Below are 13945 nucleotides of genomic sequence, written 5' to 3'. Positions count from 1 at the left end.
TCCTTGCTTCTTCAGTATGGAGAAATGTATGCGGTTACATAATAAGTAAAATTAAGCATTGCCCCCCCAGAATTAAAGGCGTCCATCTCCGGCAAGTCCGTTATTCCGCTCCCGGCTCCTGAACTCAGCCGGCTTCATCCCTAGCCGCTTCTCGAATTGCTTGAGGAATTGCTGATACCCCCTGTATCCGACCGATTCCGCGATCGACGACAGCGGCTCATCCGTTCCCTGAAGTCTATTTACAGCCTCATTGATGCGCAAATCATGGATGAAATCAAGGATTCCGATGCCGAACTTGCGGGAGAAGGATTGTCCCAAGTAGACAGGATTGACAAACAAGCGCTCGGCGATTTCCTTGATCGTGCTGGGCTCGGCATAATGAAGGCGCAGATAATCCGCCGCTTTCCGGATGGCGCCCCCGCTCCGGCGATCCAGAAGGGAAGCACAGGCGCTCTGGCATTGCAGGCAGAACTCCACCAGCAAAACCCCCGCATCCGATAGGTTCAGCCCTTTCCTGAGCTTTTGATCCATGCCCCAATTCAATAGAAGCTCATCGGAATCCCCTCCCATTTCCTTGTAGAGCGAGGCGCAGCGAAGCACGACCTGAATCAGGAAGATCGAAATCAGCTCCGGAGCGATCCGATCGGATTCAAAGGTCCGCAACGCGCCCAGTATTGAATCGGACAGCGCTTCTCCGCGGCCGCTCTCCACGATGTCGACGATGCCATCGGCCAGTTTCAGAATCTCGGGATCGAAGGTAAGGGTCCGATCGCGGATCTCGTCATAATACACGATATCCGTTTTTCCGAAGAACAAAAAGCGCTCGGCTTCCGCTGCTCCTGCCGCAGATTCCACAAGCTCCTCCAGCCGCTTCACGCCGCAGCCAACCGCAATTCTCGGCCGCCCTTCCGATCGTTCCCGCAATAAGGCCAGCAGCCGATCTGCAAAAGACCGGACGGCAGGCTCAGCCGGATGGCGCCAGCCGAGCACGAGGCCGAACGCATCCGGGTCTCGATCGATCAACCGGCAGAATGGGGTGCTCTCGGCAAGGTTCCGAGCCGTCTCGCGAGCGCAGCCTCTATCCGCTTCGTCGGCATCGACGTGGATGTACGTCCATCCCTCCGCCTCTCCCGCCCAGGAGGATGCCACTGATTTCGCCTCGTCCACTGCTTCTTCGTCGCCTCCGAAGACCAGCACGGACAGAGAATGGTCGACGGCATAGCGGCCCGCGCTCTCCTGAATCCGGACTTGCCGCTCCTTGTCCCGGATCATGCTCAGCACGCCGTCGAGCACCTCGCGGGCTTCGCGGTCGAGGATCGGCTTGACCAGATAGGACGTAACGCCGAGATGCAGCGCTCTCCTGGCGTAGTGAAAATCGTTGTAGCCGCTTGTCAGAACGAATTGAGTGTCCGTATTCCCCCGCTGCCGGGTCTGTTCGATCATCTCCAATCCATCCATCAGCGGCATCCGGATATCCGTCACAACGAGGTCCGGCGGATCGCGGCTTATATGTTCAAATGCATCCTGCCCTGTATGATAGATGCCCGCTACCCGGAAACCGAAGCCTTCCCAATCGATCATAAGCATGAACCCCTCGGCAGCGATCGGCTCGTCATCAACCAAAAGGACGGTGTACACGGCTTATGCCCTCCTCTTCATTCGAAAGCAGCCTGGAAAGCGGAATATGGAAGCCGGCGTCCGTCCCGAGGCCGGGAGAGCTCTCCAGAATAAAGCGGACATTCGCATGATAGAACAGCTCCAGACGGCGGTAGACATTCCTGATTCCAATGCGGCCGTCCATCGCATTGTCGACGCGGACATTCTCCATCAGCCGCTTAAGCTTGTCTTCTTCCATGCCGATGCCGTTGTCTCTCACGTGCACTTCCAGAGCGAGCTCGGTCAGCTTGGCGGCGATCGAGATGGTCCGCGCTTCTTTCCTCGCCTGCAGCCCATGCTTGCAAGCATTCTCCACCAGCGGCTGAATGCTCATCCGCGGAATGAGAAGATCCATCGCTTCCGGATCGATATGGAACGAGTAGTTGAACAGGTCGCCGAAACGGAACTTCTCGATCTGCAAATACATCGAGGTGAACTCGAGCTCTTCCCGGAGAGGCACGAGCCCGTCAGCTCCGCTGAGCAGCTGACGCATAAGCACGGACAGGTTCTTGATGATTCCGGTTACCCCCGTATAGCCGTTCTTGACGCATACAATCAACAGAGCGTTCAGCGTGTTGAACAAAAAATGGGGATTCATCTGGCTTTGCAGCATGGAAAGCTCTGTTCGGACCGTTTCCAGCTCCATGTTTTTCTGCCGGATTTCCAGCTTATAGACGTCGTTGATCAGAGAGGTTATTTTCTCAATCATGACATTGAACGTCCGGATCAAGCCCCCGATCTCGTCGCGCCCTTCCTGGATGTCAATAAGATCGAATCGCTCGTTGCGCACCTTCTCCATATGCCTGGACAGTTTCTTCACACGGTAATGATAAGAGCGGAAAAGGATGAAAATGAGCAGTGACGGGATAAGGGTGCTCAGCACGGCCAGCCAGACAATAGAAATAAAAGCATCATGAAGAAGGCTGTCGATCCGATGCGTATCCGCCACGCCGACAAGCCTCCAGTTCTTTACATAACTGAAGTCTCCAATCGCGTGGTTCATGGTGTAGCCGGCGGCCGGCCGGGCCGAATCGGCTCCTTCGGCCTCCAACCCCGGACTGGAGGCGACTGTACGCCCTTTTTCATCCAGCAGGCGCAGCTTCAGGCTGTCGATTTCCCGGTTCAGAATGCTTTCGATCTTCTCTATATTGAGGTCGATGCGCACGAATTTCATATATTTGCTGTAGGAGGAGAAGGTGTTCATTCGGCTGACCACACTGATTCTCTGACCCGGATTAAAACCGCTTTTCTCGTCATAAGCGACTGTGAGGATGTTGACTCTGGACCGATTCAGCTGCTCCAGCCACGGGAGATCCTTCGAAATGCTTTCAATGACTTGATAATTGGTTCCGCTCTGGATGGACAAGTTGTTCGTATAGACGCGGACCTGCAGGATGTTGTCGGACTTGTAGCGCGTCATCCGGTCGCGGAGAAAGCTGTTGTACACTTTATAGTATTCAATCGGGGATTCGTACTCTCGGTCGAGCGCCTCGTAGATCGAATCGTCGCTTGCAATCGACCGGTCGAGCGCGACGCTTTCCTCGATCATGCCCAGCAGCTCGCCGGATGCCCGCTCCATCGATTTTCTCAGGTTTTCCTTCTCGCGGAGCTGGATGTCTTCCGAATTGCGGTAATAGAAGAACACGTTGATCGACATGATTGGTACCAGCACGCACAGCAGATAAATCAGCAGGAATTTGAGCTTCAAGGGAATATCGTTGATTCTGTAGAAGATTCTGAGCCTGTCGATTCTGCCCTTCATCTCGACCACCTGCTCTTGTAAGCGGAAGGAAGCTCTCCCGCAATCGCCTTAAATTTGGCGGTAAAAGTGTCCGTGTCGCGATAGCCGAGGGATTTGGCTATGCTGGCCATTTTCAGATCCGTTCGCCGAAGCAGCCGCTGGGCTTCCTCGATCCGCAGCCGGTGAACGTAGTCATGGAAGTACAATCCGGCCTCTCTCTTGAATTGCTGGCCGAAATAGACCGGATGAAATCCCAAAGCCCCGGCTACTTCCTGCAGCTTGATCCGGGATCGGAACTCCCGCTTCAGCATGGCTACGGCTTCCTCGACCGCCTTGCGCGCATCGCTTGTTGTCGGCTTGGCCGCTGCGAGATCATGGGCGATTATGGCGCAAATCCGCTTGAGCGCAGCATCCGCCTCCTCTGCCGGGATCAGCTCAGGACGTTCGCGCAAAAGCAGGCTCTGCTCTGCTGCTGCGCGGCCTGCGATCGGTTTCACGGCTGCTTCTCCAAATGCGCGGAGCAGCTCTCCCCGCACATGATCCAGAACCATTCTCCTCCAGCCTCCCCGCAAGCCCGCTTGCGCCAGCAAATCGCTCAGCCTGTCAACGGAGCTGTCGATAGCTTTGAAATCGGCGGCTTGGATGGACCGGACCAGCGAGTCGGTTCGAATCGTGACCTCCTCCAGCGTGCACGGCCCGGGCTGGAAGCAGCCTGCGTGACGGAACACCCCTTGACGTTGTCCGGGGAGCCTTCTTCCGCGCATGTTCTCGATCTGCCTGTAAAGCTCGGGCAGCAAGGACAGCTCCGCGGCTCCGCTGCAAAACAGCGCCGTCTGCCGGAGCAAGTCCTCCAGACCGGTGGAAGCATCCGCCAAAAGGCTTTCGAAACCCTCCTCCTCCGTCTCGGGTCCGATGATGAGCAGACCGATCCGTCCAGGCCCGACTCTGAAGCTCCAGGCTCCGAGCTTGTTCTTCCGGAACGCTTCGGCGATCGGTTTCAGCCGGTTCTCCAGCGCGGTCCCAATTCCCGTATTGTCGCGAGGACCGGCCGCATCTTCGGCGACAATCAGGCGGCACCGGCTGTGCTTTTCCGCTCCCAGAAGACGGCTTGCTTCCTCCAGCGCATCGGCCGCTCCGCCTCCGAGCAGCCGGACGATGATGGAGGCGGCAGCCGCGGCCGTGTCCTTGTCCCTGGCCGCTTCCCTTCTTCTCTCTTCCTCCAGAGGCGGTGCGAGCTCGGCCAGCAGACGGTGGATCTCGTCCGGAAGCAGCGGCTTCAGCAGATAGTGTTCCACTTGATAACGCATGGCCTGCTGCGCATAGCTGAATTCAGAATACCCGCTGACGATGACGGTTTTGACGCGGATCCCCTTGTCCTCCTGGAGCGTGCGGATCAGCTCCAGACCGTCCATCAAGGGCATCCGAATATCGGTCACCAACAGATCGATCTTCCCGCTCTCCACAAAAGAGAGCGCTTCCAATCCATCTTCGGCCATTCCGCACAGCTCGTAGCCGTGCCCGGTCCAATCCACGATCGACCGCCACCCATCCAGCATCATCGGCTCATCATCCACAACCAGAACCTTGAACACGGCTGCCACCTGCCTGTCCTAATTTATCCTACGGCATCAGGAGACTTCATCAGTCAGCTCATTATAACCACGGGGAAAATAAAATCACAATCCATCTCTTTAACGAGCAGGCATTCATAGGCATGGAAATCCGCCCCATCTCTTGCCTGCCCCGCCTTTCCAGCCAACTGTCTTCTCTTGAGAGAGGAATTTCCCTTATAATTGAACCAGAAAAATAGAGGAGAGATGATTCCGATGGCAAACTCAGAGGCGGCAATTCCAAAAGCATACCTGGCAGGCTTCGAGGTGTTCCGGCCCGATGCGGCCGAGGAAGGCAGGCGGCTGAAGGCGCTCTGCTCCGAATACGGCTTCCAGGGCATCTTCCCGCTCGACAAGGACATCAAGCCGCTTCCTTCGCGCTCGGCAACGGCGCAAGCCATCTTCGAGGGCAACGTCCGGCTTGTGCGGCAGGCGGATCTCGTCATCGCCAACCTGAATCCGTTCCGGGGTCAGGAGCCCGACGCCGGCACGGTCTTTGAATGCGGGCTTGCATACGCCCTGGGCAAGCCTCTGTACGCCCATCTGCTGGACGCACGGACGATGGAGGACAAGCTCCGGGAGGATACGGATTCCGACACCGGCTTGTACCGCGACGGCATGTCCATCGAAGCGTTCGGACTGCCGGTAAATCTGATGCTGGGCGTCCCCGCCGCCATAGCGGAGGGGACGCTTGAGGACGCGTTGAAGCTGGCCGCCGCGGACTTTCGGAGCCAAGCCGCATCTTCGCAGTAACGGAGGAGCCGATGCCTGACGGGCGCGGATGAGCCTTCCTCCACAGCGTTTCCCGGCCGGTTCAGCCGTTTAAGAATGCCTTTGTACGCAAAAGAGCCTCTGCCAGCTGAACCGGCGGAGGCTCTTTCCGTATAGCGATGTTGTTCATGGGACGGACAATACCTTGCTGTCCGTTACGTTGCCGCTTATCCGCAGGCTTGCAGCCAGGCGGCCGCCAGGCGTTCGGCAGCGGTCCGGTTGCAGCCGGCAGCCGGCAACTCTAGCGGGTCCGTCTCAGCCGTTTTGCGCCTGGATTTCGACCTGATCCGGACGGTAGACGCTGACGATGCGGCCTTCCCGGTCCGCCGCGAACAGCACCGAGCGCTCGGCTTCCAGCGTGAAGGAATAGCGGCTGCCCGTAACGGGGTCCTTGATGGCGATCTTGGCGTCCAGAGCATATTCCGATACGAAAATATAGACGGCGCCATGGGCGAAATCGAGCTTGCGTCCGTATACGCCCGCGAGCTCTCCTCCCTGCTCCCATTCCAGCTCGGCCGATACTCCCGCAGCTTCGAGAGCGCGGTCGTACACGGCCTCGAGAGCGATATAGCTCTCGGCCAGCTCCAGCGGAAGCGGACACCAGAGGAGGCGTCCATTGCCGATCGCGATCTCATGAAGCTGGGAGGCCGCCTGTACGGGACGTCCGTCTTCATCCAGCAGCGTCTGCTTGTTTAGCTTGGCGATGGCGTCGCCGGCGAAGCCGATCTGCAGCAGCTCGCCGTCCAGCTCCAGCGCTTCCTCGCGGCGGATGTTGGCCAGAACGGCCGGGCCGGTGAGCGCTTCGGCGCGGCTGCTGCGATGCCAGTAGGCATCCAGGTTCAGCGGGCCGGTGACGAGCAGCGTGCCTCCCGTCGTCTCCGCCCAGCGGGTAAGATCGCGGAAAGCCTCGTCGCTGAGCGCATGTGCCGACGGCATCAGAATCAGCTTCGGCTGCTCGTAGGCCGCATCCTTCAGCACATGCAGGTCATACTCCCCTAAGGAGCGGAACGGCACATTCATGCGGTGGGCGAGCGAGCGCGTCAGGCGCGAAGTGATGTCCTCGGCCAGCGAGCGGTTGGAGAAGTCGTTGCTGTACGGATAGACGACCGCGACCTCCTCCAGCTTGCGGTCCTCGAACAGATGGCCCGCTTCGCGGATGAAGCGTCCGAAGTCGTAGGACACATCGGCCTCCGGCTTCTCGGTGCCGTCGGCGCGCAGGGCGCCGATATGAGACTCGTTGATATTGTGCATGTAGAAGTTGATGTTCCAGATCCATTGGACCGCTCCGGCGCCGCCGGTCGAGAACGCATAGGCGTACTTGCGCTCGAGGATGCTGTGCAGCTCTTCCTCGGTGCGCTTGGCGAAGCCGTCCGGAGTCTCGATATACATGATGCCGGTCTCTTGGATGACGTTCGGCTTATAAGGCGTCTTCGCGAAAATGCCGTCAAGCACGAGCTGGTCGTTCTTCCACCACGAGTGCACGGTCGTGTAGTCGACCGCTTCTTCATAGAAGAGCGGGGACGGACGCTGCGCCTGCAGCCCCTCGTCCTGGCCGACCGTCACCAGCTGCTTCGGCTGGACGGCCTGGATCGCCGCGCGCAGCTCGGAAGCCCAGCGGTTGTGCATGTCCTGCGAGAAGAGCAGGTAATCGAGCCACTGGCCGCTGCGCTTCTCGTACAGCTCTGTCGTGGAGAAGCCGATATCGCCAGGCGTCGGCGGCATGATGCCGTCGAACGAAGGCAGCTCGGCTTCGGTCATGTTCCATCGCTCCTGCAGCTTGACGATGGAGCCGTGGCGCTTTTGCAGCCATTCGCGGTAAGCGGCCAGCTCAAAGCGGTCTCCGAGCGTGCTCGCGGCGTTCCACAGCTTGTTCGGATCGAACATCGTCGGCTCGTTGATGAGATCCCAGTGCACGTGGGCGGAATGCTTGTGACGCGTAACGATGGACGTGATGAACCGCTTCTGGGCTTCCACGCTGCGCGGATCGAGATAAGGATTCTCCCCTTCCCACAGCTCCGGCGTGAAGGCGAAGAAGTTGAAGACGACCTCGAGGCCGTGGCGCTTGGCCGTCAGGAACAGCGCATCGACGGCGCGCAGCATCTCTTCGCTGACATGGCCGTCCACGAAGGCCATCTTGCGGAGAGCCGTCCAGAGGCCGGTGCGGATCGTGTTGATGCCGGCCTTCGCCATCTGCGCCATGTCGCGGTTCCACACGGACGCGTTCGGCAGATGGAGGTATTTGCGCGCGACGTCGCTCGTCATGTAGGTCATGCCGACGATCGGCAGCGGCTTGCCTTCCTTGACGAAATAATCGCGGTTCACCGTAATCATCTCGCCCCGGCGCAGCAGCTCCTCGTCGCGTCCCCAGAAGCCCTGGGAAAGGCGGCGGATCTCGCCGCTCTGCTTGCCGGTCAGCTCCGCTTCGACGCTGTAGTAGCCCGGTTCCGCCTGGAACGGCAGCGGCACGCGCTCATAGTCGGCCAGCGCTCCGGAAGACAGCTCGAAGCCGCCTTCGGCTACGACGCGATCCCCTTGCCCTCCCTCAAGACGGACCTCATACCGCACGCTCCACTCGCTGTCCCCTTGCACGTTCAGCCGCTGGCGCTGGAACGTCAGCACCGGCTTCTCGCCGATCTCGAAGCAGGCGTAGTTCGGCTTGAGCCACCATTCCGTCACGCCGCTGACGGCGAATGCCGCCCAGCGGGCAAGCGCCTCGGCGCCTTTCCCGCCCTCCCAGAATGCCGCTCCGGCTTCGCGGTTCGCAAGGATCCAGCGTCCGCCGGCGAAGTCGCCCTTCGTATTCTCGATCAGCACGACGGGAGCGCAGCGCTCGCGGCCGTCCTTGTCGAGGCCGGTCAGCAGCGGATAAATATGGGCGTCCATCGGACCGCCCGAGCCGTTCTCGGCCGGATGGTCATGCGAGCGAGTCACATGAAGAGCCAGCCCGTAGGTCGGAGCAGGCGAGAAAAGCCCCTCGTCGCCGGACAGCAGCGGAATGGCGCGGGAGGATTTGAGCTCCGTCACCAGGCCTGTCTGGACTTCAAGCGCTTCATGGATGCCGATTGTTTGGTGATACGACGTCTGCTCCGCCTCGGGCAGCCAGCCCTCGGCTGTATGGAGAACGGGAATGCGCAGCGGTATGCCGCCGATCGTCACGAGACCTCCGCCGCGCTTCACATGCTCCAGCAGAGCCGGCCATGCCTGCTTGGGAAAGTACGGTCCATGCAGCATGACGAGCGCTTGCGGCCGTTCTTCCCTTAATTTGTCGGCCAGCTCGGCCGCTCCGGTCAGCGTGTCCTGCAAAGCGCCGAGGTCGGCGCTGCCAGGTCTAGGACCGGCAAAAGGAAATTCATTGTCATAGAAGGTCAGCCATTTTTTCATGATTGAGCACCCCGCGGTTTTGATTTATAATAGGTTTGTTAGGTTTGTTAGGCTAATAACCATCAGAAAGCAACCAAACTTTAGAGGGTGAAGGCTTTCATGTCAAGAGGAAAAAAAATCACGATGCAGCAGATCGCCGATCGGCTGCAAGTGTCCAAATATACCGTTTCCCAATCATTGTCCGGCAAGTCGGGCGTCAGCGAAGCGACGCGCCAGAAAGTGCTGGACACGGCCAAAGCGATGGGCTACAGCCCTCCAGAGGCGCGCCTTTCCCGCTCCGCGCCGCGCGCGGCGGAGTCGCCGGGCACGGCGGCCGGCATTCAGGCCATCGTCGATGGCGGGGAACAACGGGCGACAGATGCCCCCGGCCATGAGCGGTTCGTCGTCATATGGATGTCGCGGGGACATTTGGAAGAACCTATGTACTGGCAGCGCGTCCTGTCCGGCATCCAGGAAGGCTGCCGCTCGCGCGGCTGGGGAACCGTCGTCCTCTCTCCGATGGGTGAAGGCCGGCAGGAAGATATTTTGCCTCCCTATCTCAACCGTTCGCTGTGCGTCGGCGGTCTCGCTGTCGGAGCGTTTCCCCTGCGGCATCTCACCGCCATGAAAAGAACCGGGATTCCGGTCGTGCTCGTCGACCATCAGGAGCCGTTCTCCGGGCTCGACAGCGTCGCCAACGACAACATCGCCGCCGCGCGCATGATCGCCGGCGCCCTGCTCGACCATGGCTGCAGGCGCTTCATCTTTGTCGGAAGCGAGAAGTTCTCGGTCAGCTTCCGCGAGCGCTGGCTCGGGTGCCGCTCGGCGCTGGAGCAGATGTTCTCCCTGCGCAAGGCAGGCGAGCTGCGGCGATGGAATGTGCCTTACTCCAGGGAGTGGGAAGGCGATCTGGACGCGCGGCTCGGGAGGCTCAAGGAAGAGGACCTTCCCGACGCTTTCCTGTGCGCCAACGACGACATCGCGATTGCCCTGCTGAGCATGCTGCGCGCCCGCGGCGTGGCGGTGCCGGATCGCTGCCGCGTCGCCGGCATCGACAACATCGAAGGCTCGACGCGCAGCCAGCCGCCGCTGACGACGGTCGATCTCGGCAAGGAAGTGCTCGGCCAGAGAGCCGTCGAAGCTCTGGAACGCCGGATTAAGATGCCTCATTCCTCCGTCGAGAGAGTCGGCCTCGTCCCCGGCCTCGTGCTTCGCAGCAGCGTCTGAATGCAGCTCGCATCGCCTGGCGACGGCTCCGCCCTATGAAGATCCGGCTTCCGGCCGTTCCGGGCATCGGCTTCTCATGCAACGCTCTGCAGCTCCCGGCCGCTCCGGGCATCGGCTTCGCGAGCAGCGAAGCAATGACATCTCATCCTTCCCGTCCGTCATGTCCTGCGCATCCTTACGCATCTCCAAATCGAAGGCCGGATCCTCCCATGGATGCGGTCCGACTCATCAAGAAGGTGAACCGCCATGGAAGCATGGATGAAAAATCTGATCGTCCTCTGGGTCACGCTCTTTCTCGGCATGGCCGGAATGACGATGATCACCCCGTTTCTGCCGCTGTACCTGCAGCAGGATCTTGGCATCAGCAATCCCCACAGCGTCGCTCTCTGGGCCGGGGTCATCTTTGCCGGCAACTTCGTCACTTCGTTCCTGTTCCAGCCGCTCTGGGGCAAGCTGTCCGACCAGTACGGGCGCAAGGTCATGCTGCTGCGCTCCGGCTTCGGCATGGCTTTCGTCATCGTGCTCATGGGCTTCGCCAACCATCCTTGGCAGCTGCTCGCCCTGCGCCTGCTGAACGGCACGATATCCGGCATGAATCCCGCCGCCGTGTCGCTGATGAGCTCCAGCGCGCCGCGCGAGCGGATGGGCTTCGCGATGGGCACGCTCCAGTCCGGAGGCATAGCCGGCACCATCCTCGGTCCGCTGATCGGCGGGCTGCTGGCCGACGCCGTCGGCTACCGGCCGATCTTCTACATAACCGGAGCCATGCTGTTCACCGCGACGCTGCTCGTCCTGTTCGTCGTCCGAGAGTCGTTCGACCGGGAAAAGGCGGCCAAGGTCATCCAGCCTTCCGTCCTCCAGGGAATGAAGGAGCTGAGCGGAATTCCCCAGCTGATGGCGCTGTTCACCGTCACCCTGCTCATCCAGTTCGCCATGATGAGCCCGTCGAGCCTCATGCCTCTGTATGTGCAGGAGCTGCCGGGAAGCAAAGGCAATCTGGCCTTTTTGGCCGGGATGGTGACCTCGGTCACCGGCCTGTCGAATCTGGTCGCCTCCCCCGTGCTCGGCCGGCTGAGCGACCGGATCGGCCAGACCAAGGTGCTCGCCGTATCGCTGCTCGGGGCTGCCGCCATGTTCATTCCGCAGGCGTTCGCTGGATCCGTCTGGGATCTCTTGATTGTCCGCTTCCTGCTCGGCCTGTTCCTCGGCGGCCTCATCCCGTCCGTGAACGCGTTGATCCGGGTATACACGCCCGAGGGCAAGGAAAGCCGGGCCTACAGCCTCAACAGCAGCACGCTGGCGCTCGGCAATATGCTGGGGCCCATCGCCGGCGGCCTGCTCAGCGGAGTGATCGGCATCGAAGGCATCTTCCTGCTCAGCTCCGTGCTGCTGTTCGCCAACGCCTACTGGGTATGGCGGATGCTGCTGAAGCCGGGCAGGAAGCCTGCCCGGCTGGATTGAGCGATGCAGGGATGGCATCCGCAGCCGGAGCCGTCGATTGATGGCCGGCATTCAGCGGCCGTATGCGGCCGCGCCGACCTCCGCATTCCCCCTCATGCGCGAACGCGTGAAGAGCGGAACGGCCAGTCGCGGCGGACCCGCCCCGACCTGCCGCCGCTTGCATGGATGATTGGCGCCTACGGATTGACCCGCACGACCGCCAGCCCGTCATAGGCGGGCAGCAGCGTGCCGGTCAGCCTGCGATCGGAGGCGACCCGCTCGTTGAACTCGCGCATCGCGAGCACGGAAGGTCCGCTCCGCTGGAGATCCGCGACGCGGCCGCGCAGCAGCGTATTGTCGGCTACGATGACCGCGCCGGGATTGGCCAGCCCGATCGCCGCGTCCAGATAGCGGACATATCCGCCCTTGTCGGCGTCGATGAAAAAGAAGTCGTAGCGCCGCCCTTCGGATGTCAGCCGCTCCAGGCTCTCGCCTGCGTCGCCGACGAGATGGGAGACGCGGCTTCCGAGCCCGGCCGCCTCCAGATTCTCCTTCGCAGTGTCTGCGTATTCCTGCAGCAGCTCCAGCGAGGTGAGGCTTCCGCCGACGCCCAGTCCGCGCGCCAGGCAAATGCCGCTGTAACCGCCCAGCGCTCCGATCTCGAGCAGCTCCTTCGCTCCGGACATCTGCACCAGCAGCGTGAGCAGCCTGCCGTAGCCGGTTGGGACGGATATTTCGGGCATTCCTTTCGCCCTGATGCTCTCCAGCACCCGCGCGAGATCCTCATCGGGCGGAAACAAAGCTTCGATATAAGCTTCCATTTCGTTCATTGCGGCTCAATCCTTTCTGTCGGTGTACTTGCTTGCGATTATCGCCTATACTTGATTGTATGACGACCTGCGGCCGGATACAAATTCCGCCCGCAGGCAAGAGATGGAGTGAACGATACACGATGCAGCTTGAACTGATTGCCACTTCGCCCATGGGGCTGGAGGCAGTGGTTGCCAGGGAACTGAAGGATCTTGGCTATACCGATGTCAAAACAGAAAACGGCCGCGTCACCTTCAAGGGCGGCCTGGAGGATATCGCAAGGACGAACCTTTGGCTCCGCACGTCGGACAGGGTGCTCGTCAAGATGGCCGAATTCCGCGCCATGACCTTCGAGGAGCTGTTCGAGGGCGTGCGAGCGCTGGACTGGCCCGACTGGATCCCCGAGGACGGGGAGTTCCCCGTCAATGGACGGTCCCAAAAATCGCAGCTGTCGAGCGTGCCCGCCTGCCAGTCGATCGTCAAGAAGGCGGTCGTCGAGCGGATGAAGGAGCAGTACGGCACGGAATGGTTCCGCGAGGACGGGGCGCGCTATGTCATCGAAGTGAGCCTGCTGAACGACATGGCGCTCATTACGCTGGATACGACGGGACCGAGCCTGCATAAGCGCGGCTACCGCAAGCTCGTCACCGAAGCCCCGATCAAGGAAACGATGGCGGCGGCGATGGTGCTGCTGTCGCGCTGGAGCCCGGAGCGCCCTCTGTACGATCCGTTCTGCGGTTCCGGCACGATTCCGATCGAGGCGGCCATGATCGGCTGGAATGTCGCTCCGGGATTGCGCAGATCGTTCAGCAGCGACGCCTGGGACATTATGGGCCAGAGCCGCTGGGACCTTGCCCGCGAGGAAGCCTTCGATTCCGTAAGGGATGACGTGAAGCTGGAAATCGCCGGGTCGGATATCGATCCCGAAGCGATCGAGGTGGCCGAGGCCGCGCTCAAAAAAGCCGGCTTCGCCCGCGAGATCAAGCTCCAGACGATGCCGATCGCGCGCGTTCAGCCTCAAGGGCATTACGGCTGCATCATCACGAACCCGCCTTACGGCGAGCGGCTCGGGACGGAGAAGGAAGCCGACAAGGTCATCCGCCAGCTCGGCTTCATCGATGCGGTCAAGAAGGACTGGTCCGTATTCGCCCTCAGCCCTTCCAAGTCGTTCGAGCAGAGCTACGGCCGCAACGCGGACAAAAAGCGCAAGCTGTACAACGGGCGCATCGAATGCCAGCTGTACCAGTACCTGGGGCCGCTGCCTCCGAGGCCTCGGCTCGAAGGCGCTCCAACGGCGAGCTCCGTCGAATAACGCGAAACACCCTCTCCC

At 60.7% G+C, this 13945-nt stretch carries 9 protein-coding genes; 4 read left to right on the top strand and 5 right to left on the bottom strand.

Translation table 11 applies throughout. From position 1 onward, the window contains the following. Positions 1-72: 72 nt before the first annotated feature. Genes VE23_RS00625 through VE23_RS00615 form a run of 3 tightly spaced genes read right to left on the bottom strand, consistent with a single transcriptional unit; the run spans position 73 to position 4989 of the window. Positions 73-1638: a response regulator transcription factor gene (locus VE23_RS00625; protein ID WP_049867066.1), complete on the bottom strand. Its 1566-nt coding sequence runs from the start codon at positions 1636-1638 to the stop codon at positions 73-75. After that, the gene (locus tag VE23_RS00620; protein WP_048748304.1) at positions 1616-3418 is read right to left on the bottom strand and encodes a sensor histidine kinase; all 1803 of its coding nucleotides are present in this window, start codon (positions 3416-3418) and stop codon (positions 1616-1618) included. The genes VE23_RS00625 and VE23_RS00620 overlap by 23 nt, the downstream gene beginning before the upstream one ends. After that, positions 3415-4989, bottom strand: coding sequence for a response regulator transcription factor (locus tag VE23_RS00615; protein ID WP_048748317.1), 1575 nt, complete (start codon positions 4987-4989; stop codon positions 3415-3417). The genes VE23_RS00620 and VE23_RS00615 overlap by 4 nt, the downstream gene beginning before the upstream one ends. A gap of 234 nt (positions 4990-5223) precedes the next feature. On the opposite strand from VE23_RS00615, the gene VE23_RS00610 reads away from it, so the two are divergent. Next, positions 5224-5760, top strand: coding sequence for a nucleoside 2-deoxyribosyltransferase (locus VE23_RS00610; RefSeq protein WP_048748303.1), 537 nt, complete (start codon positions 5224-5226; stop codon positions 5758-5760). 273 nt (positions 5761-6033) lie between these two features. Here VE23_RS00610 and VE23_RS00605 read toward each other — a convergent pair whose 3' ends face one another. Then, entirely contained in the window at positions 6034-9159 is a 3126-nt protein-coding gene (locus VE23_RS00605) for a beta-galactosidase (protein WP_048748302.1), read from the bottom strand. Between the two features lie 99 nt (positions 9160-9258). On the opposite strand from VE23_RS00605, the gene VE23_RS00600 reads away from it, so the two are divergent. Then, positions 9259-10365, top strand: a complete 1107-nt coding sequence (locus VE23_RS00600) for a LacI family DNA-binding transcriptional regulator (RefSeq protein WP_069202408.1) — start codon at positions 9259-9261, stop codon at positions 10363-10365. Between the two features lie 246 nt (positions 10366-10611). Beyond that, positions 10612-11826 (top strand): MFS transporter, encoded by a 1215-nt coding sequence (locus tag VE23_RS00595; protein ID WP_048748300.1) that lies wholly within the window; start codon positions 10612-10614, stop codon positions 11824-11826. Between the two features lie 176 nt (positions 11827-12002). Here VE23_RS00595 and VE23_RS00590 read toward each other — a convergent pair whose 3' ends face one another. After that, complete coding sequence (locus VE23_RS00590; RefSeq protein ID WP_049867065.1) at positions 12003-12635, bottom strand: O-methyltransferase; 633 nt, start codon at positions 12633-12635, stop codon at positions 12003-12005. A gap of 122 nt (positions 12636-12757) precedes the next feature. Between VE23_RS00590 and VE23_RS00585 the strand changes: the two genes are divergently transcribed. Beyond that, positions 12758-13927 (top strand): THUMP domain-containing class I SAM-dependent RNA methyltransferase, encoded by a 1170-nt coding sequence (locus VE23_RS00585; protein WP_049867064.1) that lies wholly within the window; start codon positions 12758-12760, stop codon positions 13925-13927. The last annotated feature ends 18 nt before the right edge of the window (positions 13928-13945 follow it).

It is taken from the genome of Paenibacillus sp. D9 (genome assembly GCF_001188365.1).
Taxonomy (GTDB): domain Bacteria; phylum Bacillota; class Bacilli; order Paenibacillales; family Paenibacillaceae; genus Paenibacillus_O; species Paenibacillus_O humicus.
This window is presented reverse-complemented; position numbering and strand designations above follow the sequence as displayed.

Bases quoted from the DNA above. Each gene is read 5' to 3' on its own strand.
- VE23_RS00620 (WP_048748304.1), bottom strand. From the start codon at position 3,418: ATGAAGGGCAGAATCGACAGGCTCAGAATCTTCTACAGAATCAACGAT.
- VE23_RS00610 (WP_048748303.1), top strand. From the start codon at position 5,224: ATGGCAAACTCAGAGGCGGCAATTCCAAAAGCATACCTGGCAGGCTTC.
- VE23_RS00605 (WP_048748302.1), bottom strand. From the start codon at position 9,159: ATGAAAAAATGGCTGACCTTCTATGACAATGAATTTCCTTTTGCCGGT.
- VE23_RS00600 (WP_069202408.1), top strand. From the start codon at position 9,259: ATGTCAAGAGGAAAAAAAATCACGATGCAGCAGATCGCCGATCGGCTG.
- VE23_RS00595 (WP_048748300.1), top strand. From the start codon at position 10,612: ATGGAAGCATGGATGAAAAATCTGATCGTCCTCTGGGTCACGCTCTTT.
- VE23_RS00590 (WP_049867065.1), bottom strand. From the start codon at position 12,635: ATGAACGAAATGGAAGCTTATATCGAAGCTTTGTTTCCGCCCGATGAG.
- VE23_RS00585 (WP_049867064.1), top strand. From the start codon at position 12,758: ATGCAGCTTGAACTGATTGCCACTTCGCCCATGGGGCTGGAGGCAGTG.